Below are 24574 nucleotides of genomic sequence, written 5' to 3'. Positions count from 1 at the left end.
GGTGGCGGTTACTTGACGACAAAGTGCCCGACCATGCCCTTGCTCTCCAACCCCTTCATGTAAAAGGCATAGCGGCCGGGAATCAGCGGGGTAAAAAACAGCTCGGCTTCGCCGGCCTCTTCAAACTCCAGTTCGTGCAGCAGCGCTGCCTTGATTTCCACGTCGCCGGCTTCCACCTTGCGCAGGTGCACCGTCTTGAAGAAGTCCGGCGCCTGGAAGGCATACTCCTTCTGCCCCGAGGCCACCACCATCAACTGATAGGCCTTGCCGGTTTCCAGCTGATACTCGTTCTGGCTCATGGCGTAATCGCTTTCGGCGTTGCCCAGCACCAGATCCGGCAATGAGGTGGTCCGGCGGGTCAGGTCGCCAGCGGCCAGAATGCGGTCGGTACCGACCAGACAGATGATCATCAGGCCGACGTTCAATAGCGTACGGGTGCGTGACAGGCTCATGGCGGGAATCCTTTTTGTTGTGTAGCCACCATGCTAATGCGCAAGAAAATCGCCGAAATACTACCTTGGTACCGGCTTATTGGTACTTTCTTCATATTTCCCCGCGGTAACCGGATTCCTATGCTGGGAGGCATAAAAAGAAGGAGTCCCCATGCGTCTGATGGCCCTGCATACCTCGCTTTATCTGTTCGCCCTGCTGACCGCCACGCTGGTCGCGCATGACGTACAGGCCAACCCGCTAACGGTGCGCATCGGCTATATCGGCTGGACGCCCGACCCCGGCCCGGTGCTGTCGAACGTGATTCCCGAGCCGACCGACGCCGGCCTGCGCGGGGCGGAACTCGCCATCGTCGACAACAACACCACCGGCCGCTTCCTCAAGCACGACTATCAGCTGCTGACCGCGAGCGAGCCCGAGCTGAGCGCCACGCTGGACGCTGCCCGCGCCCTGCATGCCGACGGCGTGCGGCTGTTCATCAGCAACCTGCCCGCCAGCGCGCTGAGTACCCTGTCGGCCGAATTTGGCGACAGCCTGCTGTTCAACGCGGGCAGCTACGACGACGCCCTGCGCACCAGCCAATGCTTGCCCAACGTGCTGCACACCCTGCCCAGCCGCGCCATGCTGGCCGATGCGCTGGGCCAGTTTCTGCTCAGCCGTAAACTCAAGCGCTGGCTGCTGATCAGCGGCCCGACCGCCGAGGATCAGGCCTACGCTGCTGTTCTCAAGCGCGCCGCCCAGCGCTACGGCATACGCATCGTCGCGGAGAAGGAGTGGAGCTTTGCTACCGACCTGCGCCGCGCCGCCCAGGCCGAGGTGCCGCTGTTCACCCAGACCGACGAGTACGACGTGGTGCTGGTGGCCGACGAGCGCGGCGACTTTGGCGAATACATCCCCTACAACACCTGGTATCCGCGCCCGGTAGCCGGCACCCAGGGCCTGACCCCGGTCGGCTGGCACAAGACCATCGAGACCTATGGCGCGGCGCAATTGCAGAAGCGCTTTGAGGAGCACGCCGGGCGCTGGATGAACAGCCTGGACTTTGCCTCCTGGCTGGCCGTGCGCTCGATTGGCGCGGCCGTCACCACCCTCAACAGCGCCGACGCCGACGCCATTGGCGCGCTCAGCGTCAGCGACCGCCTGCCGATGGACGGCTTCAAGGGTCGCAAGCTGAGCTACCGCACCTGGAGCGGCCAGCTGCGCCAGCCGATTGCGCTGGTGCAGCCACGCGCACTGGTTACGACCTCACCGCAGGACGGCTTCCTGCACCCCGGCACCGACCTGGACACCCTCGGCTACGACGAACCCGAGAGCCAGTGCCGTATTGCCGAACACCTGAACAAGAGCTGATGGAGCTGCCCATGACTACCCTGCCCTTTCGCCACGCCCTGCTGGCCGCGTTGATCACCTCTGCGAGCACCACCGCTCTGGCCGAGACTGCCTACGTATCGAACGAGAAGGACAACAGCATCTCGGTGATCGACATGAACACGCTGGAGGTGACCGACACGCTGGACGTTGGCATGCGCCCGCGCGGTATTCTGCTGTCGAGCGATAACAGCAAGCTGTTCATCTGCGCCAGCGACTCCGACACCGTGCAGATCATGGATCTGGCGACCCGCCGCATAGTGCAGGAACTGCCGTCCGGCGCTGACCCGGAGCAGTTTGCCCTGCACCCGAACGACCGCACCCTGTACATCTCCAACGAAGACGACGCACTGGTAACCGTGGTCGACGTACCCACCGCCGAGGTACTGGCGCAGATCGACGTGGGCGTGGAGCCAGAAGGCATGGCGGTCAGCCCGGATGGCAAGTGGGCGGTGAACACCAGCGAAACCACCAACATGCTGCACTGGATCGACACCACCACGAACGAGCTGGTCGACAACACCCTGGTTGACCAGCGCCCGCGTCACGTCGAGTTCAGCCACGACAGCAAGACACTGTGGGCCTCGGCCGAGATCGGCGGCACCGTCACCGTGTTGGACGTGGATTCGCGCGAAGTGAAAAAGGTGCTGACCTTCGAGATCAAGGGCATTCACCCGGACCGCATCCAGCCGGTTGGCGTGCGCCTGACCCGCGACGGCAAATACGCCTTTGTCGCCCTGGGCCCGGCCAACCACGTGGCGGTGGTCGACGCCAACACCTTTGAAGTGCTGGATTACCTGCTGGTTGGCCGCCGCGTCTGGCACCTGGCGTTCAACGGCGACGAAAGCCGGCTGCTGACCACCAACGGTGTGAGTGGCGACGTTTCGGTGATTGATGTGGCGGACCTCAAGGTACTGAAATCCATCAAGGTAGGGCGCTTCCCGTGGGGCGTGGTGGTCACGCCCTGATGAGCATTCAGGTCGCCGACGTCAGCTTTACCTATGGCGCACACAGGGCGCTTGAGCAGGTTGGCTTTACGCTGCGCACGGGCTGTCTGAACGCCTTGTTGGGCCCCAACGGCGCCGGCAAGTCGACGCTGGTGGCGCTGCTCAGCCGGCTGTACCGCCTGCAGCAGGGCGACATCCTGCTGGACGGCCAATCGATCCGCCGCCACCCGCGCCACGCGCTACGCCAGCTAGGCGTGGTATTCCAGCAAAGCACCCTCGACCTGGACCTGACGGTGCGTCAGAACCTGGCCTACCACGCGGCCCTGCACGGGCTGTCACGCCGCGCGGCGGCCCCGCGCATCGAAGCCGAACTGGCACGGCAGCACTTGCTGGAGCGTCAGCACGAGAAGGTGCGTCAGCTCAACGGCGGCCATCGGCGGCGGGTGGAGATCGCCCGCGCCTTGCTGCACCAGCCGCGCATTCTGCTGCTCGATGAGGCCAGCGTGGGGCTGGATACCGCCAGCCGCGCCGCACTCAACCAGCATGTGCGCGCCCTGTGCGCCGAGCAGCAACTGACAGTGATCTGGACCACCCACCTGCTGGATGAAATCCACGATGCCGATCCGGTGATCATGCTCAGCCGTGGCCGCGTGGTGGCCAGCGGTGAAGCCGCCGAGCTGGTGCGGCAACAACAGGCCGCCGACCTGACCCAGGCCTTCGCCCGGCTCAGTGCCAACGCCCTGGAGGCCACCGCATGAGCCCGCACCATTACCTCGCCTGCATGGCCGGGATTCTGCAACGCGAGTGGCTGCGCTTTTTTCTGCAACGCTCACGCTTTCTCAGCGCACTGGTGCGCCCGCTGCTGTGGCTGCTGGTATTTGCCGCCGGCTTTCGCGCCGCGCTGGGGGTGTCGATCATCCCGCCGTACAGCACCTACATCACCTATGAGACCTACATCCTGCCCGGGCTGTGCTGCATGATCTTGCTGTTCAACGGTATGCAGGGCTCCCTGTCGATGGTCTACGACCGGGAGATGGGCAGCATGCGCGTGCTGCTGATGAGCCCACTGCCGCGCCCCTTTCTGCTGCTCAGCAAGCTGCTGGCAACGGCACTGGTGTCACTGATTCAGGTCTACGCCTTTCTGGCGATTGCCTGGTGCTTTGACATTCGCCCGCCCCTCTGGGGCCTGCTCGCCGCCGCACCCGCCCTGCTGCTGGCGGCGCTGCTGCTCAGCTCACTGGGGCTGCTGTTATCGAACGGGATTCGTCAGCTGGAGAACTTCGCCGGGGTGATGAACTTCGTCATCTTCCCGCTGTTCTTCCTGTCGTCGGCGCTGTATCCGCTGTGGAAGATGCGCGAATCCAGTGAATGGCTGTATTGGCTGTGCGCCCTCAACCCCTTTACCCACGCGGTAGAACTGGTGCGCTTTGCGCTCTATCAGCGGTTCAACCTGACTGCCCTGCTGGTGTGCCTGGGCCTGTGGCTGCTGGTCAGCCTGGCGGCGGTGCTGACCTTCAACCCGCAGCGGGCAGCGGTGCGCGGCTGAGCTGCCCACCGAGCGCTCGCCCGCACCGCTTTTCGCTTGCGGCGCTCCGGGCAGGACTTACTACTTTAGTACCGGTTTGTTGTGCCAATGTATCATTTGCAAGACAGCCTACTCCGGGTGTAATACCGATGTAATATCACCGAGCAGGCGAGTCCCAGCCAGACTACGTCGGCCGCATACAAAAAAAACAGGTTACCAACGCCATGTACAAGATCCTGATAGCCGATGATCACCCGTTGTTCCGCGAGGCCATCTGCAATGTGATCAGCAGCGGGTTTCCCGGTAGCGAATTGCTGGAGACCTGCGATCTGGACAGCGCCCTGACGCTGGCCCAGGAACACGATGACCTTGACCTGATCCTGCTCGACTTGAACATGCCCGGCATGCACGGCCTGAACGGGCTGATCACTCTGCGCAACGATTCACCCTCGATTCCCGTGGTGATCGTCTCGGCCGAAGAAGACAAGCAGGTAGTGCTGCAGGCCATCACCTACGGCGCGGTGGGCTTTATCACCAAATCCTCGCCACGGGCGCAGATGACCGAGGCCATAGTGCAGATCCTCGACGGCAACGTTTACCTGCCCTCCGACATCATCCGCGCCAACCGTACCATCACCCGTCGCAACCCCGAGGAATACCCCATCTCCCCGGAACTGCTGTACGCCCTGACCCGCAAACAACTGCTGGTGCTGGAGCGCATGGCCAAGGGCGAGTCCAACAAGCAGATTGCCTACCATCTGGAAATCGCCGAAACCACGGTCAAGGCCCACGTCTCGGCGATCCTGCGCAAACTGAACGTGCACAACCGCGTGCAGGCGATTCTGTCGGCCAGTGATGTGGATTTCAGTGCTTATCTGAGACGTTAACGGCCAGGCCCTGGCGCAGGGCTGGCTCAGGCGTCAAAGCTGTCCGGCTCCTCCAGGAAAGGCAGCTGAGCTGCGTCTTCCAGTTCGTTGCCGGGATGGTTCGCCAGACTGGCGCTCACGGCCAGGAAGAAGCCAATCAGCGTCAGCAGTGCGACTATTTCAGAGATCAGCATGGGACAAGCTCCTGCGTTCTCAATGGACGGTTGCCAGAGCGCTGGTCTGCGCCTCCAACTGGCGGGCCGCACGCACCGTGCGCCAGGTATTCCAGGCCATGCACAGCATGCCGGTGAAGAAGAAGGCGCCGCCAATAACCCGTACCACGTAACCCGGATGGCTGGCCTCCAGCGCCTCCACAAAGGAGTAGGTTGGCGTACCATCGACGTTCACTGCACGCCACATCAGGCCCTGGGTAATGCCGTTGACCCACATCGCGACTATGTAGAGTACGGTGCCGATGGTCGCCAGCCAGAAGTGCAGGTTGATCAGCCCGGTGCTGTGCATTTTCTCGACCCCGAATACCTTGGGAATCAGGTGGTACAGCGAGCCGAAGGTGATCATCGCAACCCAGCCCAGCGCGCCTGCGTGCACGTGGCCGATAGTCCAGTCAGTGTAGTGCGAAAGTGCGTTCACGGTTTTGATCGCCATCATCGGCCCTTCAAAGGTCGACATGCCGTAGAAGGCCAGCGCCACCACCAGAAAACGCAGGATCGGATCGGTACGCAGCTGATGCCAGGAGCCAGAGAGGGTCATCATGCCGTTGATCATGCCGCCCCAACTGGGCGCCAATAGAATCAGCGACATCACCATGCCGAGCGATTGCGCCCAGTCTGGCAAGGCGGTGTAGTGCAAATGGTGTGGCCCGGCCCAGATGTACAGGGTGATCAGCGCCCAGAAGTGCACGATCGACAGGCGGTAGGAGTACACCGGCCGGTTCACCTGCTTGGGCACAAAGTAATACATCATGCCGAGAAAGCCGGTGGTCAGAAAAAAGCCCACCGCGTTGTGCCCGTACCACCACTGCACCATGGCGTCGGTCGCGCCGGCATAGACCGGGTAGGACTTGAACCAGCTGATCGGGATCGCGGCGTGGTTAACGATATGCAGCACCGCGATGACCAGGATGAAGGCGGCAAAGAACCAGTTGCCCACGTATATGTGGCGGGTCTTGCGGCGCCTCAGCGTACCGAAGAACACTACCGCGTAGGCCACCCAGACGATGGCCATCACCACCGCACCGGTGAACTCGATCTCGGCGTATTCCTTGGTGGTGGTCAGCCCCTGGGGCAGGGTCACCAGCATGATGATGATCACCGCCTGCCAGCCCCAGAAGGTGAAGGCCGTCAGGCGCGGCGCAATCAGCGGCGTTTGGCAGGTACGCTGCACCGCATAGTAACTGGCGGCGAACTGTGCGCTGCCGGCAAAGCCGAATATCACCAGGCTGGTATGCAGTGGGCGCAGACGGCCAAAGCTGGTCCAGGGCAGATCAAAGTTGAGCGCTGGCCAGACCAGCTGCGAAGCGACCAGCAGGCCGACCGACATACCTACCACGCCCCACACCACCGTCATGATGGCGAACTGGCGCACCACCCGGTAGTTGTAAGGCTGCACAGCACCTGTGTTTTGCATCGTTGAAACCTTTCTGACAGTGACTGCGGCCAGGGCCGCAAAGGTAGCCGTACTGTAGAAAAGGCGAACAACACAAAACAGACTCAGAGGTCACGCGTTAAGGCGTATCAGATGGCCAGCGCGAATCACCGCTGGGTAGTCAGATGCCGGGCTATGCCACGCTTGAGTGGCTGAGCCTGCTGGGCCAGACGCAGACCGGCGTTGCGCAGCAGACGCATAGGCAGTTGATCACTGGTGTAGCACTCCACCAGCAGATTGGTGGCCTGATATAGGGGCCAGGTAGCCAGCCTTTGTTGGCGCTGGTAACGCTCGAGCAAGGCTGGCTCCGCCAGATCTTTACCGCGCGCATGGGCAGCCAGCACCAGCTTGCTGAGCCGCTGCACACTCCCCAGGCCAAAGTTGAAACCATGTGCGGTCACCGGATGCATGCCCACAGCAGCGTCGCCGATCAGCGCGCAGCGCTGGCTGATGACACGCCGGGCATAAACACCCACAAGAGGGTACGCATGGCGGCTGCTGACCAGTTGCATACGTCCCAGACGGTGAGCAAAGCGCTGCTCGATTTCTCTGGAAAAGCGCTCGTCGCCTAGCTGCTGCAGCTGCGCAATCGCGCGCGGCGGCAGGGTAATCACCACCGACGACTGCCGCCCGTTCAACGGCAGCAGGGCCAGGGTTTGACCGTAGCCGAACCACTCCCAGGCGACCTGCTGGTGGTCTTTCTCGTGCCGCATGCGGCAGACCAGCATGCTCTTGCCGAAATCCTTCAGCTGAGCACCTATGCCCAGCAGGCGGCGGGTCTCGGAAAAACGGCTATCCGCAGCAACCAGTAGCCGCGCCTGCAGCACATCGCCGTGGGCCAACGCCAGCTCGACCCGGTCCGGGTGCTGCCGGATGGCGTGTATCTCGGCATCGCAACGCAGCGTGGTCGCAGCATCCTGTTGCAGGCTCTGGTAACAGGCACGGCGGATCGCCTGATTGGCCACCAGATGCCCGAGCCGTTCGGCCCCGGCCTGCTGGGCATTGATGTGCAGGGCAAACGGAGACGGGCCGCTGAACACGCTGGCATCGCGCAACACGGCAATCTCATCGGCCTCAATCAGTGACCAGATATTGAGCCGCTCGAGCAGCGCTTGCGAGCTGTGGGTCAGGGCAATTTCGCGCCCATCAAAGGCCGGCTCGGCAATGGCTGCCTCCGCTTGCCGCTCGAGCAACAACACCGACAGGCCTTGCTCCGATAGCGCGCGGGCGAGGCAAAGTCCGCTGGGGCCAGCGCCAACGATGGCAACGTCATGGATCATGCAAAGTCTCCCTACGGCAGCAAAAGGCCAGTCTGGCGAGTTGCGGCGCGCGGAATATTGCGCTGGGTCAGTGTGCCGTCGCTGGCGTCTGCGGTCGGGTGTCGCAGCTGGCGGCCATCAGAAGGAGGCGATGATGCGGCCCAGCGTCGCCATGGCCTGCTCGCTGCGCGTATCCCAGGGGTGCCCGTAGTTCAGGCGCGCGCAGTGGCCGTAATGGCGGCTGGCCGAGAAGATCGGCCCCGGCGCCAGACTGATGCCCTGGGCCAGCGCATGCTGGAATAGCTGCAAGGAGTCGACCCGGCTGGGAAACTCAAACCACAGAAAGTAGCCGCCATGAGGGCGCGTAACCCGGGTTTCGGCCGGAAAGTGCCGCGCGGCCGAGGCCAGCATCGCGCGCTGCTGGCTTTCCAGCGCATGCCGCAGCTTGCGCAGGTGGCGGTCGTAGCCGCCGTGTTGCAGGTAATCGGCGAGTGCCGCCTGGGCCGGCACCGAGGGCGAGATGGTGGTCATCAGTTTGAGGCGGCTGATCTGCTCGGCGAAGCGCCCTGCCGCCACCCAGCCAACCCGGTAACCGGGAGCCAGGCACTTGGAGAAAGAGCCGCAGTGCATCACCAGACCCTCGGTATCAAAGCTCTTGACCGGCTTGGGCGGCTGGCTGCCGTAGTACAGCTCGGCATAGACGTCGTCCTCGATCATCGGCACCTGATGCTGCTTCAGCAGCGCATAAAGCGCCTGTTTTTTCTCATCGCTCATGCTGGCGCCCAGCGGGTTCTGCAGGCTGCTCATGAACCAGCAGGCCTTGATCGGGAAGCGCTGCAGGCTGTCGGCCAGGCTGTCCAGATCAATCCCTTCGCGCGGGTGAACCGGAATCTCCACCGCCTTGAGCTTGAGCCGTTCCAGCACCTGCAGGGTGGCGTAAAAAGCCGGGGTTTCGATGGCGACCAGGTCGCCGGGCTGGGTCACGGTCTGCAGGCAGAGGTTGAGTGCTTCCATGGCGCCGGTGGTGATGACCAGCTCCTCCAGCGGCAGCATCATGCCGCTGACCATATAGCGCAGGGCAATCTGCCGGCGCAGGTCGGGATTGCCGGCGGTCATGTCGGCGATCACCGCGTGTGGCTGCATGTCGCGCGCACTGTTGGCCAGCGAGCGTGACAGGCGCGCCAGCGGGAACAGGTTGGGGCTGGGAAAGGCCGAGCCGAACGCGACCATGTCCGGGTCCTTGAGCGAGCCCAAGACCGAGAACACCAGCTCGCTGACATCCACCTCTACGCTGCCGGAGGCGTACTGGCCGATATCCGGTTCGTGCAGCTGGCGCCGCGCCAGGGCGTGCACAAAGTAACCGGAGCGCGGGCGCGCCTGAATCAGGCCCCGGTCCTCCAGCAGGTAATAGGCCTGAAACACGGTAGACGGGCTGACCCCGTAGGTGCGGCTGGCGTGCCGCACCGAGGGTACCTTCTCGCCGGGAGCGATCACCCCGGTACGGATGAGTTCGGCGATCTCGTCGGCGAATTTCTCGTAGCGTTTCATCCTGTCCTGTGCGGGTTTGGAAGCCTGCACATACTCTACGCCATCGTCAGTGGCCATGGGCTACTCAACGCGCCTGCGGCGAAACAAAGGTCGAGGCATCGCGCACGCTGCTGCCAGCGTCGTGCAGATCACTGACCACAAAGTGCAGCGGTTGGCTGCCGGCACGGCCGTCGGCCTGCTGGCGGCTGACGCGCACCGGTACAACAGCGGTCTCACCGCCGGCAATGCGTACCTCGCCCAGGCCTTGTGCCTTGAAGCGCTCCGGCTCGCCCAGTGCGATCGTATAGGCGCGGCTTTGCTGGCTCTTGTTGATCACCTTCAGGGTGTAGAGGTTTTCAATGTCGCCGGCGCTGTTCTCGCGGAAGATGCTGCGGTCACGGCTGATGTCCAGATCAATCAATGGGCGGGTCTGGATGCCCCAAACCAGGCTGCCAACCATCAACAGCAGCACGGCGGCATAACCGACCAGGCGGGGGCGCAGCCAGTGTGTGGGCTTGCCTTCCAGCGCCCGCTCGGAGGTATAGCGGATCAGCCCGCGTGGGTAATCCATCTGGTCCATCACGCTGTTGCAGGCATCGATACAGGCGCCGCAGCTGATGCAGTCGAGTTGCAGGCCGTCGCGAATATCGATACCGGTTGGGCAGACCTGGACGCATACAGTGCAGTCAATGCAGTCACCCAGGCCGGCTGCAGTGTGGTCGATGTTCTTCTTGCGCGGGCCGCGCGCTTCGCCACGGGCGCTGTCGTAGGTGACGACCAGCGTGTGCTCGTCGAACATGACGCTCTGAAAGCGCGAGTAGGGGCACATGTGCAGGCAGACCTTTTCGCGCAGCCAACCCGCGTTGAAGTAGGTGGCCGCGGTAAAGAAGAACAGCCAGAAGGCGCTGCTAGCCCCCAGTTGCAGCTGCAGCATATCGCTGACCAGCTCGCGTACCGGGGTGAAATAACCGACGAAGGCAATCGCCGTGGCCAGGCTGACTGCCAGCCAGATGCCGTGCTTGGCGGCGCGGCGCGCCAGCTTTTTGAATGACCAGGGCGCGGCGTCCAGGCGTACGCGCTGATGCCGTTCGCCCTCAGTGACCTTCTCGGCCCACATGAATATCCACGTCCACACGCTCTGTGGGCAGGTATAGCCGCACCACACGCGTCCGGCGAATACAGTGATAAAGAACAGGCCGAAGGCGGCAATCATCAGAATCGCCGACAGCAGAATGAAATCCTGCGGCCAGAAGGTCGCGCCAAAGATAAAGAACTGCTTGGCGTCCAGATCCCAGAGCACCGCTTGGTGGCCATTCCAGTTCAACCAGGCCGTACCGAAGAACAGGAGTATGAGCGCGCCCGCGCCGCTCAGGCGCAGGTTGCGAAAAAAGCCCTTGAAGCTGCGGGTATGGATCGGCTCGCCGGTCTGGGCGGGCGGCACGAAGGTGATTGGCTGCTGGTTTCTGGCAGTCACGTCTTTAAGCGGAATCTGGCTGGTCATGGCAATCATGGCTCTTGGTTATCAGGCACGGGGCATGATGCGGGGCCAGCTGATTCGGTAACAGATTCAGGTTGCACTAAAAAAAGCAGATCAGATGGGGTTACTGGCCGTCTCGCAGAGCGGCCTGCTACTGCTACGCGCCAGCGCCCGGCACCTGCAAGGCCGCGATCTGATCCGCTTTTTTTGTCTGGATCTGGGTCTGGTTGGTAACCGCCGGGCTGCGCATAGTGGCGATCTGATCCGAGCTGCCCGTTGCCTGGCCTTATTGGCGCTGCGTGCAGCCCAGCCGAGAGGTTTGCATGTACCACTATGATGAATATGACCGCGCCCTGGTAACCGAGCGCGTAGCCCAGTTTCGCGATCAGGTTGCGCGGCGCCTGAGCGGCGAACTCAGCGAAGAGGAGTTTCTGCCGCTGCGTCTGCAGAACGGCCTGTATTTGCAGCGCCACGCCTACATGCTGCGGGTGGCGATCCCCTACGGCACGCTATCGGCAGACCAGCTGCGCAGCCTGGCCAGCATCGCCCGTGACTTTGACCGCGGCTACGGCCACTTCACCACCCGGCAGAACATCCAGTACAACTGGATTGAGCTGGAGCAGGTACCGGATATTCTCGAACGCCTGGCGCAGGTCGATATGCATGCCATTCAGACCTCGGGCAACTGCGTGCGCAACATCAGCACCGACGCCTTCGCTGGTGTGGCAGCCGATGAGGTGCTCGACCCGCGCCCGCTCGCGGAGATTCTGCGGCAGTGGTCGACCGTGAATCCGGAGTTTCTCTACCTGCCGCGCAAGTTCAAGATTGCGCTGTGCTCGGCCAGCGCAGACCGCGCGGCGGTGATGATGCACGACATCGGCCTTTACCTTTACCGCGATGCAAACGGCGAGATGCTGTTTGATGTCATGGTCGGCGGCGGCCTGGGGCGTACGCCTATTCTGTCGCAGCCGATCCGCCGGGCGCTGCCCTGGCGCCATCTGCTGTCGTGCGTCGAGGCGATATTGCGGGTGTACAACCGGCATGGCCGACGCGACAACAAGTACAAGGCGCGTATCAAGATTCTGGTCAAGGCGCTGGGGATTGAAGCCTTCGCCAGTGAGGTGGCTGCCGAGTGGCTGCATATCAAGGACGGCCCGGCGGAGCTGACCGAGGCCGAGTTCAGCCGCGTTGCCGCCAACTTTTTACCACCAGCCTATCTGCCGCAACCGGCAACTGACCTCGGGTATGGCACTGCACTGGCGCAGGATGCCCAGTTCACCCAATGGGTGCAACGCAACACCCATGCCCACAAGGTACCGGGCTATGTGTCCGTCACACTCTCGACCAAGCCCGGTGGCGATACGCCGCCCGGCGATGTCACTGCGACACAAATGGAGCAGGTTGCCGACCTGGCGGAGCGCTTCGGCTTTGGTGAGATTCGCGTGGCGCATGAGCAGAATCTGGTGCTGCCGGACATTGCCAAGGCCGACCTTTACCGCTTCTGGCAGGCGGCCTGTGAAGCCGGCTTGGCGACGGCCAACATTGGGCTACTGACCGATGTGATTGCCTGCCCCGGCGGCGACTATTGCTCCCTGGCCAATGCCAAATCCATTCCAGTGGCGCAGGCGATCCAGCAGCGCTTTGCCGACCAGACGCTGCTGCAGGATTTGGGCGAGATCAGCCTGAATATCTCCGGCTGCATGAACGCCTGCGGGCACCACCATATTGGCAATATCGGCATTCTTGGCGTCGATAAGAATGGTAGCGAGTGGTATCAGTTCACCATTGGCGGCGCGCAGGGCAAAGAGAGCGCCTTGGGCAAGGTGATTGGCCCGGCGTTCAGCGCCGCCGAGGTACCGGATGTAATTGCGCATCTGGCTGACGTCTATCGCGAACAGCGCATCGAGAGCGAGCGCTTTGTGGATACCGTCGCGCGGGTTGGCCTGGAGCCGTTCAAGGCGCGGGTCTACCAGCGTGAGGAGGTACGCGCATGAACAACCTGATACGCCTGGGCAGCGACGGTGCCGAGCTGGCAACCGCAGATCCCTGGATATTGGCGCTGACTGCGCCCGAGGTGCCGACTGCGCCGCTGATTCTATCGCTCAGCGACTGGCTGGGGCGTCAACCGGAGGCGGTGTTGCGGGGCGAGCAACCCAGCGCAGATGCAGTGTGCCTGCAACCGGACGATGAAGCAGAACAGCTGGCGCCCTATCTAGCCGTGCTGCCGTTGATCGCGGTGCACTTTCCTACCTTTCGTGATGGTCGCGGTTACAGCCAGGCCTACCTGCTGCGTACCCGGTTGGGCTGGCAAGGTGAATTGCGGGCCGTGGGCGACGTGCTGCGCGACCAGCTCAGCCATATGCGCCAGTGCGGTTTTGATGCCTTTGCGGTGCGTGAAGACAAGTCGGCTGACGACGCCCTCAAGGGGCTGGCTGGCATGAGCGTGCTCTACGGGCGCTCGGCTATCGAGCCACGTCCGCTGTTTCGGCGCCGAGGTGGCTTGTGATCAAGGGGTTGCTGTTGTTGCTGGTGATGCAGGCTGTTGGCGCCTTGCTGCAGCTGTGGTACTTGCCAATGCTGCCAGGGCCGGTGATCGGCCTGTTAATTCTGCTGGTATTTCTACTGATACTGGGGCGCATTCCCGCGTGCCTGGAGCAGATCAGCGCTGTGCTGTTCCAGTATTTGCCGCTGCTACTGGCGGTGCCCGCCACCGGCATCCTGTTGGGCGGTGATGTGCTGCTCGCACAGTTACCCGCGATCAGCGGTGCGCTGTTATTGTCGTTGCTGCTGTGCATTCCCCTGTGCGGCTGGCTGATGCAACGGCTGATCGGCGACAAGCGATGATGCCTGATCCGCTGCTGCAGGTCATACACTCGCCGGTCACCGCGATCGCGCTGACGCTCGCGGCGTTTCTGTGTGCCATCTGGTTGTACCGCCGCAGCGGCTGGCTGGTATTGCAGCCGGTGCTGGTGACCATGCTGATAATTATTGGCGCTATTCGGTTGCTGGGGCTGGATTATCAAGCCTATCGCGAAGCTGTGCTGCCCATTTCCTGGCTCTTGGGCCCGGCGACCGTTGCCCTGGCGGTGCCGCTCTATCGCAACGTGCAGCGAATCCGGCAGGCGCTATGGCCGGTGTTCCTTACATTACTGGTGGGCGGGTTCGCCATCGTCGCACTGACGCTACTTTTCGCGCACTGGCTGGGTGCCGACCTGCCCGTGCTGATGACGCTGTCGACCAAGTCGGTAACCATGCCTATCGCGATGCCGCTGGCGGAACAACTTGGTGGCATCGCCGCCTTGGCTGCGGTACTGGTGATGCTCACGGGCGTGGCAGGCACTGCCCTGCTGCCGCCCTTGTTGAATCTCTGTGGCGTGCAGCACCCCGCCGCACGCGGTATGGCCTACGGCATGAACGCCCATGCGGTGGGAACCGCCAAGGCCCTGGAGGAAGGCGATGAATGTGGCGCCTTCGCGGCCTTGGCCATGGGCGCTTTGGGGGCCATGACTGCCGTCTTGCTGCCGCTGGCGGTAGTGCTCCTGAAGGCGGCGCTGGGTTGGTAATGAACCCTGCGCGAGCGGCAAGACAGCAAGGTGACAAGGTGACAAGGTGTTCAGCATTGCAGCGATAAGATAACCGGCTATGACCAAGCACTGTGACGCGCTTACCGCCTAGCCTCTTGGTAGGGACGGCAGGCTTTCATAGCGTTCTACCGCCAATAAATGGCTCATCGCTGTCTTCAATTTCATTGGCTTGACCGGCTTGTGCAGCATCACGTAGCCCAGCTCCCGCACCTGCAACTTCAGTGCGTTGCTGTAATTGGCGGTAATCAGCAGCACCGGCAGCGGCTGCCCGCGCCGCGCATTGATGCGTTCGACCACATCCACCCCGTTGACGTCGTTATCCAGGTGGTAATCGGCAATCAGCAGGTCAGCCGGAGCATGGAAGTTGTCGACCTGGCTGGCCAGGTCTTCTTCCGATAGCGCGGTGATCACCCGGCAACCCCAGCCTTCCAGCAGGGTGCGCATGCCGGCGCAGATGGCTGCGTCGTTATCCAGCACCCAGACGGTGGCGCCCGGCAGCCGCTCGCCGATGCGCGCGGTGACCGGTTCGTCCTGCACCACGGTCGGCTGCAGGCGGCCAAAGGGTACATCGACGCTGAACACCGAACCGCGCCCTTCGACCGAGCGCACGCGAATGCGATGCCCCAGCATGCGGGCAATCTTGTCGACGATGGCCAGCCCCAACCCCAGCCCTCGGTCACGGGTATTGGCGCTGGGGTTAACGCGTTTGAACTCCTGGAAGATCTCCTGCAGCTTGTCTTCCGGGATGCCCATGCCGGTGTCCCATACTTCGATACGCAGACCATGGGCGTGGCGCCGGCAACCCAGCAGGATGCGGCCGCTGCCGGTATAGCGAATGGCATTGGTGAGAAAGTTGCGCAGAATGCGTACCAGCAACTGGGCGTCGCTGCGCACCACCGCGTGGCAGGGTACAAAGCTCAGTTGCAGACCTTCGCTGGCGGCCAGTTGCGCGTATTCATTACCAAGATTATCCAGCAGGTCGCCCAGGTTGAAGGCGCTGATGTCAGGCTTGATCACCCCGGCGTCCAGCTTGGAGATGTCCACCAGGGTGCCCAGCAGGTTCTCTACATCTTCCAGCGAGTGGCTGACCTGGCGTACCAGCGCGCCGGTGCTTTGCGCCACGGTTTGCTCCAGCAGCGCGCCGGTAAACAGCCGCGCTGCATTCAGTGGCTGCAACAGATCGTGGCTGACGGCGGCAAGAAATTTGGTTTTTGACAGGTTGGCCTGCTCGGCCTCGCGCTTGGCTTCACGCAGGCGTGCTTCGGCCTGGGCCCGTTCGCTGATCTCCTGACGCATCTGGCCGTTCACTTCGGTCAGCTCCTGGGTGCGTTCGCGCACGCGCTGCTCCAGGTGCTGATAGGCCTGATGCAGTGCCTCGGAGGTGCGCCGCCGCTCGGTAATATCGCGGATCAGTACGAAGATGCCGACCACCGCGCCGCTAGCATCACGGTTGGGGACATAGGAGCGCAGCAGGTAACGCTGCTTGCCCTCCAGATTGGCTTCGGCAAACTCGAAGCTGACGCTTTCACCGCGAAAGGCCCGCGCGATATAGGGTTCCAGCCGACTGAACTGCTCGGCACTGTGCACCCGGTGCAGGCTCTGGCCAAGAATTTCGCCATGGCCCCAGCCGTACCAGTCTTCATAGACCTTGTTGGTGAACTGGTAAGTCAGGTCCTCGCCCACGTAGGCGATCAAGGCCGGCACGTGGTCGGTGATCAGCCTCACCCAGCGCTCACTTTCCTGCAGGGCGCGGGCATAGAGTTCACGCTCGGTGATATCGGTGAAGGTGTTGACGAAGCCGCCCGTGGGCATGGGGTGGGTACGGATTTCCAGCACCCGGCCGTTGGACAGCTGCTGCTCGCAGGTCAGCTGTGGCGCGCCGTGCTCATTGCGGCTGTGCGGCGTGAACAGTGCCAGCTCGCTGTCTTCCATCACCTCGGTAAACGGCCGGTGCGCGGCAATTGGCGCCAGGCCGGCCAGCTCCAGAAAGCGCCCGTTCCAGACTTCCAGCGCGCCCTCGCCGTTGACCACCGCCACACCCTGCGACAGGCTGTCGACGGTGCGCTGCAGCAGGCGGGTTTTCTGCTCCAGGGCTTTTTCACGCCGCGCCTTTTCTGATTGCTTCAGATCGGTGATATCGGTGTACATGATCACCAGCCCGCCCTCGCGGGTGGGTCGCTCGCTGACCTGCATCCAGCGCTGGTCGCGCAACTGGTGCAACAGGTGACCATCGGCGGAATCGGTCTCGACGATCAGCCCGGTGGCCAGCGCCATACGTTTGGTTTCGCCCAGCGTGGTGCCCTCCGTCACCCGCACGCCAGTGCCCTGCCAGAACGCGGCAAAGCGGCTGTTGAACAGCACGATGCGCTTGTTTTCATCAAACAACACAAAGGCGTCGGAAACACTTTCAATGGCATCAATCAGGTAATGGTGCGCCTTCTCTGCACGGGCTCTGGCGTCGCTCAACAAGCGATTGCTGGCCTGCAGTTCAGCCATGGTGTCATTCAACGCCTGGGTGCGTTCACGCACTTGCTCGGCCAGTTCTACCGAGTGCTGAAACGCTGCGTAGCTTTCGGTGCGCTGGCTGGAGCTGGATTCGACCCGCTCGATCAGCGCCGCGTTGATGCGCAGCAACTTGTTGTTCTCGGCGCGCAGCGCCTGCAGCTCGGCCAACAGCTTGCTGTCTGCCTGCCACTCAGCGCGGGAAGGCAAACACCACCCCGGTGAAGGTCTGGTTGATGTGCATGCCGTTGAACTGCTCGCCGTAGGTATTGAAGCCGATTACCCGGTTGGCCGCGAGAAAGTCCGACATCAGCCGATCCTCACCGCGCAGCTCGGCCTCCATACGGCGCAGAAAGCAGTCACAACCGAGGATCAGCACCGGTTCGCCAAGGCGCTCGCGCAGCTGCCCGAAGGTCGCGTCCAGATTGGGCAACAGCTCGCCCGGCTGCATGGCGGTGAGCACGATGCCGGTGTCTACCGCGCAGTAAAAGGTCAGGCTGTGGTCGTCGTTTACCCGCTGGATCGAGCGCACATAAAACTGATCCCGAATACGCACCGCCAGGGCATTCAGCGCAAAGGTGGCGAGCTTGAGCTGCTCCAGCGGCACACCCACCAGGCGCGCGTACTCTTCGGCGGCGGGTTCGGCGTTCAGCTCCAGCACCGTGCGGCTGGCGCTGTCAGCGGCAGTGACCACCAGCTTGGTATGAGAAGGCTGCAAGTGGTGGGTGGTAAATACCTCGAAATCCAGCCAGGTATTGACCATCACCACCACCGCTGCACCGGTAAAGAATTGCCCCTGATAGTAAACGTGGGTATGGCTCAGGTGATTGTCGTCGCCGGCGGAGCCGCCAAAGTGCGGGATGCTGCCGAGCGCAGCGCTGAGGGTATTGAGCACCACCTCTTCGCGGCTCGATAGGCCGTCGAGCAGCGTCAGGGCAAAGGTATGGTCCTTTACCGGCGCCAGATTGACCTGACGGCAGTGGCCCAGCATACGCTCAACCGCCTGCTGGGCCTCAACCAGGGTGAAGCTGTCGAGTGCATGGATCAGCGTGCAGTCCACGGCAAAGGCACGCAGATCAAAGCCCACGGCGCTGATGCAGCCACGGCCGTAACCGGCGCTGCTGATCTCGCCAGCGCTGGTGCAGCCTAACAGGGTGACGCCGCCAAAGTGCTGCTCCAACGAGGTGGCCAGTTCTGCCAGCGAGTACTCGGCGGAGCAGAAAAACAGCACAAAGCCCAGGTGCGGGTGCAACAGTTGGCGCGCCAGATCCTGCGCTGCCGCGTCGGGGTCGCTGGCGTTGGACATGGCGGTGCGAAAGCAGTCGCCGAGTGGTTGCCGGTCGAATGCTGCAGGGCCTGGTTCAAAGTCGGAATAAGGGGTCATACAACCGATTCTAGAAAGCCCCCGCGGCAGACCCTATGCTACTTGAGTACTGGTTTGGTAAGCCTTGGGCACTAGCGGATCAGTTGTGAAGCGAGAAACAGAGGCGGATATTGGCTGCACAAAAAAGCCCCGCCGGTGCGCTTGGCGGGGCTTTTTAGCGAAGACGCCGGCTTACCAGTTCAGCACCACACCGAGCGCCACGGTGTCGGTTTCTTCGATTTTCTGGCTATTGGTGCGATCGTCGATCTCGTACTGGTTGTACTCGGCCACCAGCGTCAGGTTGTCATTGATGCTATGGAACAGGCCCACCGCGCGGGTCTCGTAGTCTGCTGCCACGCCGATGCCGTTGCCGTCGTCCTCGGTCTTGCCGTATGACAGCGCCAGACGCGTCTTGCCACCGAAGGTGTAGGAACCCTGCAGCAGGTAGCCGGTGCTGTCGATCTCCCGCAGCACAGCTTCACCGGCGTTGTTGGTAAAGAACGGGTTGATGCCCTCGGCATCAAAACCAGAGGCCACCAGCGAGGCGGCGCCCATCTTTGCCTGCACGCCGTAACCAATCCCCTGCGAGGTCACATCGTCGACGCTGTCGTCGGTGTTTTCCGAAGTCTGGTAGCCGCCGTTGATCCAGCTGTAGATCTCGGCACCGGCGAGATCGAACTGGTAGGTGATCTCGGTTTCGAAGCGCGGCGCATCCTGGTAGTTCTTGCCGACCGCAGAATCATCGGTGGTGTCCACCGGGTCCATGATGCCGGCAGCAATGCGCAGGCCACCCATTAATGGAGAACGGTAGGTAATCTGTGCGGTGGGGAACGGGTACGGGTAGCCGCTGCCAATGTTGCCGAAGGACACGCCACCACCATCCACCAGGCCCAGGGTGTCGCTGACCTGGCCATAACCGGCAAGCATCTCATCGAGCAAGATGTTGGAGCGCGAGAACAGGCCAAAGTCCTTGCCCACCAACACTTCACCCCAGTCGCCGGCGATGGTGCCGTAGAACTGGCGCACGTCAATGGCGCTGGAAGTGCCATTGGTTTCACTGTCGTTGATGGTGACCCAGAACGAGGAGCGCGCACCCAGGGTCAGGTCGCCAACCTGTTTGCCCATGTTGAAGCCGATGTAGTTGGGCAGAAAGCCCATCTTTACCCGCGCCTGATCGCGGTCCAGATCGTCGTTGATGTTGTCGGTGTCGGTCTGCACGTAAAAGGCGTTGACATAGCCGTCGGCAGAAAAGGTGGTGCCGTCTTCGTCGTATAGGGTAATCGCGGCCGCGGCCGGGGTGCTGAGCAAGGCCAGCGCGATGGGGGTCAGCAGGGTGCAGGCAATCTTGTTCTTGTACATGATGCTCTCCGATGTAATCAGTGACTGAAGCGTCCAGCCGATTATCAGAAAGCCCACTGCCCTGCCCCATTGTCCGAGAGCGGCGGTTATCTTGCGCTTTGGTGTGTGCGACCAAGCGACACTGCGCACCTCCGCCGGCAGGTTGTATTTACAACCTACCGAGGAACTAGTTGGCGCTGCGCAGGTGCCAGCGCGGGCAGCGCGGTAACCGCGCCATAAAGTTCTGCCAGGCCGCCAGCGACAGGGTTTGCAACGCCGCCTGTTCAGCGCCGAGATGGTCGTCGGTTTGCTGCAGGCAATCTTGCCAGGCGGCTTCAAACTGCTGCGCGGGGTCTTGCCGTTGCTGCTGCAGCAGGTCAGCCAAGTGCGTGCAGTGCTGCTGCAGCTGCGTTGTACTCAGCGCCGCCAGCTGCGCGCCCTGATGCTGCAGGAAATCGCTGATTGCCGCCTCGATGGCGGCGTGTGGGTGGCTCGGTGACTGCACCAACAGCAACAGGCCTGCCCGCCCATGCTGTCGCCGCAACCGCGCAACGACCCAGTAGCCGAGTTGCTGTCGAGTGCGCAGTTCGGCAAAAAAGGCATCGGCCAGACAATGGTGCAACAGGCGCCAACAGGCGTCCTCCTCGGCACTGGCATGCTCGGCCTGCAAGTACAGCAACTGCGCACGATCGGCGTGCTGACAGGGCACATCGCTGGCCTGCACCCTGGGCGCCAGCGCGGCAGGAGCATCCACCCGAAACGGCCGCAGCAGCGCCGGGTAAAGATTGATCAGCAGCTTGGCCAGCATGGAGCGCTCCGCCTCCGGCCAGCCCTGCGGCTTCAACCAATACAACTGCGCAGTGCTGCACAGCAGCGCCCAGCGCTCGGCCGACACCGCCGGCTGCGGCGCATCTGCGGCCTCCAGCTGCTGCAACAAACGGTAGGCTGGCAAGGCGTGGTCCTGCTGGTGTTGCCATTGCTGCCGGCGATATTCAATCAGCGCCAGCTGCTCGGCTGTCGGCGGCGGTTGCAAGCTAGTCACAAGCTCCCGCAGAAAGCCGGGCAGCTGCTCGGCTGGCCCGGCCACATCCAGTTGCAACAGCTCACCCACCAGCTGCCACTGCAGGGTGAACCCCAGCAGCTCCCCCCATTGCTGCAGCGCTTGCCCCTGCAATGACCAACAGGCCAGCAACCAACTGCGCTCAGCCTGACTGCACTCGTTCGCCGGCCAGACCCAGGCCAGCCGTGTGCGCAGCCGGTTCCCGGCCGGCCGCGCGAGCCGCCCCAGGCGCAGCCCCGGCAGATAACCGCCCCAGGGCAAGCCAGTCGACACCGGTGATAAAGGATTTAGGTTGGCCCAGGGCAGCAACGCAAGGTCGACCCGCAGCTGATCAGGCAATAGCGTCAATGGCCTCAGGGTAAAGGGCGTGGCAGTCCATAGCGCCTGGGCGGCCGAATCCAGCGCTGCACGACGACAGGCCAACAGCCGAGCCTCGGGCCGCAGCTGCCGCACCAACTGCTGCCATGCCAGGCTGGCCAATTGCGGCAGCTGCGTACCGGCCAGATCCAGCACCTGCTCCGGCGGCAGCGTCAGCAGGCGCTCGGCGTAGTGCCTGCACCAGTCCAGCGGCTCGCCCGGCGGGCCACTGCTGCCGGCCTGCTGCGCCAACTGTTGGCGATGGGCCTGCGGCCAGTTGGCAGGGTCCTGCTCTGCCATCGCCTGCAACCAGGCGTCCAGCGCGGCCAGCAAGGGCGCTATGGGGCACTGCGGCAGGCTGACCAGATCAATGCGCAGCAGCGCCTGGCCCTGCCCGCACTGCTCTACCCTGGCACTCAGTTCAGCCAGGCCAGCACGCTGACGCAGGTAGCCGAGCGCACCCGCCGGCGCCGCACTGTTCAGCCATTCGCACAGCCAGCGCAGGGCAATACTGTTTGGCGCGCAGTCGCTCAACGGGTACCAGAGCGTGCAGTCGTCCTGCGCGCTTGGGCCTCGCCAGTCAAGCTGGATTGGCAGTGCGCCATCGCGGAACAGCGGCGGTAATCGCGGCTGCTCCGCGGCACCGGCCGGCAGCTGCGCGGCCGTGCGCTCGGCCAACTGGCGTAATTGCTCAGGCGAGTGTGGCGCGTGAATTACCAGCGCCATGCTGCCCGCTCGGTAGTGTCGACCATGCCAGTGGTGCAGCGCGCTGGCCAAGGCTTCTGGCGTGCCACGCAGGCTCTGGCGATTACCTGCGGTAAAGCGGCTCAACGGATGCGCCGGATTGAATACCTGTGCCAGTGCCGCCTGTTCGTGCAGGGCATCATCGGCCAGCCGGGTGCGATATTCCGCCTCGATTACCTCGCGCTCACTGGCGACCTGCAGCGGATCGAAGCACGGCGCTGCGAGCATGTCGGCCAACTGGTGCAAAGACTCATCCAGGCCCGCCGGTGCCAGCGAGAAAAAGTAGCGCGTGGCCTGGTTGCCGGTGCTGGCGTTGAAGCGCCCTCCCCAGCGGGCAATACGCGCCGGAAAGGATCCCGGCTGCGGGTAGCCATCCGAGCCCATGAACAACAGGTGCTCCAGCAGATGGGCCAACCCTGGCAACTGCTCAGGCTCGGCGTGGCTACCCACAACTACCTGCAGCACTGCCGTTGCCTGCGCGGCCTGAGCATCACTGATCAACAGGCAGAGCAGGCCATTGGCTGCGCGGTACAGGCGATACTCTTGTTGCGCAGTAGGGAGGTAAGACAACGGAAGTGCGTGCACGGGCGTTCACAGAAGACAGGGGGTGAACACAAGGGTACCGCAGCGCGCCCCTGACGGCGGCGCCACCAGCACCAAAGTAGTAAGTGACCTGAACCAAAGCAGGAGCCAAAAAAAGGGCCGGCGATGCCGACCCTGATGTTGCTGCCGGCGCCTTAGCGCTGGCTGACCGCCGCGCTGCTGGGCAGCTTGAAGGTCCAGAGGGTACCGCCCTGGGTAAAGTTCTTTACCCGTTCGGCGACGTGGCCACCCCAGAGAGGTACGGCGCCACCCCAGCCGGACATGACGGAGACGTACTGCTCGCCGTCCATTTCCCAGGTTATGGGCGAGCCGATAACCCCGGAGCCAGTGTTGAACTGCCAGAGTTTATCCCCGCTCTGCGCGTTGAACGCCATCAGGTAACCTTCCGGGTTACCGGTGAACACCAGGTTACCCTTGGTGCTGAGCACACCACCCCAAAGCGGCGCGGGGTTTTCTACCCGCCACACCTCGTTGCCGGTTTTCGGGTCCATGGCGCGCAACACGCCAATGTATTCTTCGTTCAGCGGTTTGATGGTGAAGCCCGCGCCCAGATAGGCGGCGCCCTTTTTGTAAGCGGTAGACTCGTTCCAGATATCCATGCCCCACTCGTTGGAGGGCACATAGAACAGGCCGGTATCCTGGCTGTACGACATGGGCATCCAGTTCTTGCCACCGAGGAACGCCGGTGCCGTGAACACCTGGCTGCCGGCATCACCTGACTCGGTGGGTGAGCCGGGGCGGAAGTTGTCATCGTAAATCGGCCGACCCTTGTCATCCAGGCCCTTGGCCCAGGTGATCTTGTCGACAAAGGGGAAGCCACGGATGAAGTCGCCATTGGTGCGATTGAGCACGTAGAAAAAGCCATTACGGTCAGCCGTTGCCGCCGCTTTCACTTCCTTGCCACCTTCTTGATAGTTGAACGACACCAGCTCGTTCACACCGTCAAAGTCCCAACCGTCGTGCGGGGTGGTCTGGAAGTGCCAGACGATCTCGCCGGTGTCCGGATTGAGCGCCAGGCGCGATGAGGAATAGAGGTTGTCGCCCTCGCGCAGGTGCGAGTTCCACGGCGCCGGGTTGCCGGTGCCAAACAGCAGCAGGTTGGTCTCCGGGTCGTAGAAACCACCCAACCAGGGTGCGCCGCCGCCGGTCTTCCACAGATCACCCGGCCAGCTGCGATTGGCCTCGCCACCGGAGATACCGGCTTCCACCGGTTTGCCATCCTTGTAGGTGTAACCCATGTGCCCTTCGATGGTCGGGCGGGTCCAGAGCAGCTCACCGTTGCTCGGGTTATAGGCTTCGATCTTGCCGACCACGCCAAACTCGCCGCCGGATACCCCGGTAATCAGCTTGCCGTTAACCACCAGCGGCGCGGCGGTGATCGAGTAACCGGCCTTGTAGTCCGCGACGGTCTTGCGCCAGACCACTTTGCCGGTGTCCTTGTTAAGCGCGACCAGCTTGGCGTCGAGGGTGCCAAAGATCACCAGATCATCAATCAGTGCGACGCCGCGGTTGATCACATCACAGCACGGCATGATGCCGTCCGGCAGACGCGCATCGTACTGCCAGAGTTTGGTACCGGTACGGGCATCGACGGCAAACACGCGCGAGTAGGAGCCGGTGATGTACATCACACCGTCCTTGATCATCGGTTGCGACTGCTGGCCACGCTGTTTCTCGCCACCCAGCGAGAAGGCCCAGACCGGCTGCAGTTTGTCGACGTTATCGGTGTTGAGCAGCGTCAGCGGGCTGTAGCGCTGACCCTGAGTGCCCAGGCCGTTGGTCACGACCTGGCTGGTATTGGTGGCATCGCTGAGGATGTCGTCGTTGGTGACATTGGCCACCGCCAGGCCGGAAAGGCTCATGGCGGCGACCAGTGCTGTCAGCAGAAAGGGAGAGCGGGCACGTTGATTCATTGCTGCTACCTCTGAGGTGTATTGTT

Annotated in this window: 21 protein-coding genes; 10 read left to right on the top strand and 11 right to left on the bottom strand. The window is 62.8% G+C overall.

Annotated elements, in window-relative coordinates; translation table 11 throughout:
* Positions 1 to 8: 8 nt before the first annotated feature.
* Complete coding sequence (locus BLU26_RS18280; protein ID WP_092288254.1) at positions 9 to 452, bottom strand: cupredoxin domain-containing protein; 444 nt, start codon at positions 450 to 452, stop codon at positions 9 to 11.
* Positions 453 to 603: 151 nt separating this feature from the next.
* Between BLU26_RS18280 and BLU26_RS18275 the strand changes: the two genes are divergently transcribed.
* The 5 genes from BLU26_RS18275 (at position 604) to BLU26_RS18255 (ending at position 5177) form a co-directional block, all read left to right on the top strand.
* Positions 604 to 1800, top strand: coding sequence for an ABC transporter substrate-binding protein (locus tag BLU26_RS18275; RefSeq protein ID WP_092288253.1), 1197 nt, complete (start codon positions 604 to 606; stop codon positions 1798 to 1800).
* Positions 1801 to 1811: 11 nt separating this feature from the next.
* Positions 1812 to 2786, top strand: coding sequence for a YVTN family beta-propeller repeat protein (locus tag BLU26_RS18270; RefSeq protein WP_092288252.1), 975 nt, complete (start codon positions 1812 to 1814; stop codon positions 2784 to 2786).
* Positions 2783 to 3523, top strand: coding sequence for an ABC transporter ATP-binding protein (locus BLU26_RS18265; protein WP_092288567.1), 741 nt, complete (start codon positions 2783 to 2785; stop codon positions 3521 to 3523). The genes BLU26_RS18270 and BLU26_RS18265 overlap by 4 nt, the downstream gene beginning before the upstream one ends.
* Positions 3520 to 4311, top strand: a complete 792-nt coding sequence (locus BLU26_RS18260) for an ABC transporter permease (RefSeq protein WP_092288251.1) — start codon at positions 3520 to 3522, stop codon at positions 4309 to 4311. Before BLU26_RS18265 ends, BLU26_RS18260 begins: the two co-directional genes overlap by 4 nt.
* 203 nt (positions 4312 to 4514) lie before the next feature.
* Positions 4515 to 5177, top strand: a complete 663-nt coding sequence (locus tag BLU26_RS18255; RefSeq protein ID WP_092288250.1) for a response regulator transcription factor — start codon at positions 4515 to 4517, stop codon at positions 5175 to 5177.
* 26 nt (positions 5178 to 5203) lie between these two features.
* Here the strand turns inward: BLU26_RS18255 and BLU26_RS18645 are convergent, their stop codons facing one another.
* The 5 genes from BLU26_RS18645 to ccoG form a co-directional block, all read right to left on the bottom strand.
* A complete protein-coding gene (locus BLU26_RS18645) occupies positions 5204 to 5350 on the bottom strand; it encodes a hypothetical protein (RefSeq protein ID WP_157719403.1) in 147 nt (48 codons plus the stop codon).
* Between the two features lie 19 nt (positions 5351 to 5369).
* Positions 5370 to 6803, bottom strand: a complete 1434-nt coding sequence (gene ccoN, locus BLU26_RS18250; protein WP_092288249.1) for a cytochrome-c oxidase, cbb3-type subunit I — start codon at positions 6801 to 6803, stop codon at positions 5370 to 5372.
* A gap of 125 nt (positions 6804 to 6928) precedes the next feature.
* On the bottom strand, positions 6929 to 8101 hold the full coding sequence (gene ubiM, locus BLU26_RS18245) for a 5-demethoxyubiquinol-8 5-hydroxylase UbiM (protein WP_092288248.1): 1173 nt from the start codon (positions 8099 to 8101) through the stop codon (positions 6929 to 6931).
* Between the two features lie 117 nt (positions 8102 to 8218).
* A complete protein-coding gene (mapR, locus tag BLU26_RS18240) occupies positions 8219 to 9628 on the bottom strand; it encodes a GntR family transcriptional regulator MpaR (RefSeq protein ID WP_092288566.1) in 1410 nt (469 codons plus the stop codon).
* Between the two features lie 64 nt (positions 9629 to 9692).
* Positions 9693 to 11108: a cytochrome c oxidase accessory protein CcoG gene (ccoG, locus tag BLU26_RS18235; RefSeq protein WP_092288565.1), complete on the bottom strand. Its 1416-nt coding sequence runs from the start codon at positions 11106 to 11108 to the stop codon at positions 9693 to 9695.
* Between the two features lie 94 nt (positions 11109 to 11202).
* On the opposite strand from ccoG, the gene BLU26_RS18230 reads away from it, so the two are divergent.
* The 5 genes from BLU26_RS18230 to BLU26_RS18210 are packed head-to-tail and all read left to right on the top strand — an operon-like array spanning position 11203 to position 14647.
* Positions 11203 to 11421 (top strand): hypothetical protein, encoded by a 219-nt coding sequence (locus tag BLU26_RS18230; protein WP_092288247.1) that lies wholly within the window; start codon positions 11203 to 11205, stop codon positions 11419 to 11421.
* Complete coding sequence (locus tag BLU26_RS18225; protein WP_092288246.1) at positions 11408 to 13078, top strand: nitrite/sulfite reductase; 1671 nt, start codon at positions 11408 to 11410, stop codon at positions 13076 to 13078. Before BLU26_RS18230 ends, BLU26_RS18225 begins: the two co-directional genes overlap by 14 nt.
* Positions 13075 to 13590, top strand: a complete 516-nt coding sequence (locus BLU26_RS18220; protein WP_092288245.1) for a DUF934 domain-containing protein — start codon at positions 13075 to 13077, stop codon at positions 13588 to 13590. Before BLU26_RS18225 ends, BLU26_RS18220 begins: the two co-directional genes overlap by 4 nt.
* Positions 13587 to 13928, top strand: a complete 342-nt coding sequence (locus BLU26_RS18215) for a CidA/LrgA family protein (protein WP_231701976.1) — start codon at positions 13587 to 13589, stop codon at positions 13926 to 13928. Before BLU26_RS18220 ends, BLU26_RS18215 begins: the two co-directional genes overlap by 4 nt.
* A complete protein-coding gene (locus BLU26_RS18210) occupies positions 13925 to 14647 on the top strand; it encodes an LrgB family protein (protein WP_092288244.1) in 723 nt (240 codons plus the stop codon). Before BLU26_RS18215 ends, BLU26_RS18210 begins: the two co-directional genes overlap by 4 nt.
* A gap of 108 nt (positions 14648 to 14755) precedes the next feature.
* On the opposite strand, the gene BLU26_RS18205 is transcribed toward BLU26_RS18210, so the two are convergent.
* The 5 genes from BLU26_RS18205 to BLU26_RS18185 all read right to left on the bottom strand — a co-directional run bounded on the left by BLU26_RS18205 (position 14756) and on the right by BLU26_RS18185 (position 24548).
* Entirely contained in the window at positions 14756 to 17380 is a 2625-nt protein-coding gene (locus BLU26_RS18205; RefSeq protein ID WP_092288243.1) for a NahK/ErcS family hybrid sensor histidine kinase/response regulator, read from the bottom strand.
* Positions 17364 to 18476, bottom strand: a complete 1113-nt coding sequence (gene nosP, locus BLU26_RS18200) for a nitric oxide-sensing protein NosP (protein ID WP_092288563.1) — start codon at positions 18474 to 18476, stop codon at positions 17364 to 17366. Before nosP ends, BLU26_RS18205 begins: the two co-directional genes overlap by 17 nt.
* Positions 18477 to 18725: 249 nt before the next feature.
* The gene (locus tag BLU26_RS18195; protein WP_092288562.1) at positions 18726 to 19892 is read right to left on the bottom strand and encodes a porin; all 1167 of its coding nucleotides are present in this window, start codon (positions 19890 to 19892) and stop codon (positions 18726 to 18728) included.
* Between the two features lie 166 nt (positions 19893 to 20058).
* Positions 20059 to 22617 carry an insulinase family protein gene (locus BLU26_RS18190; RefSeq protein ID WP_092288242.1) on the bottom strand — a complete coding sequence of 853 codons (2559 nt, stop codon included), beginning with the start codon at positions 22615 to 22617 and terminating at the stop codon, positions 20059 to 20061.
* Positions 22618 to 22769: 152 nt separating this feature from the next.
* On the bottom strand, positions 22770 to 24548 hold the full coding sequence (locus BLU26_RS18185) for a PQQ-dependent methanol/ethanol family dehydrogenase (RefSeq protein WP_092288241.1): 1779 nt from the start codon (positions 24546 to 24548) through the stop codon (positions 22770 to 22772).
* Positions 24549 to 24574: the final 26 nt, after the last annotated feature.

Origin of the sequence: Halopseudomonas sabulinigri (assembly GCF_900105255.1) — a bacterium.
In the GTDB taxonomy this organism is placed as follows: domain Bacteria; phylum Pseudomonadota; class Gammaproteobacteria; order Pseudomonadales; family Pseudomonadaceae; genus Halopseudomonas; species Halopseudomonas sabulinigri.
Note: the sequence above shows the minus strand (reverse complement) of the source record. Positions and strands in the feature narration are given on the sequence as shown.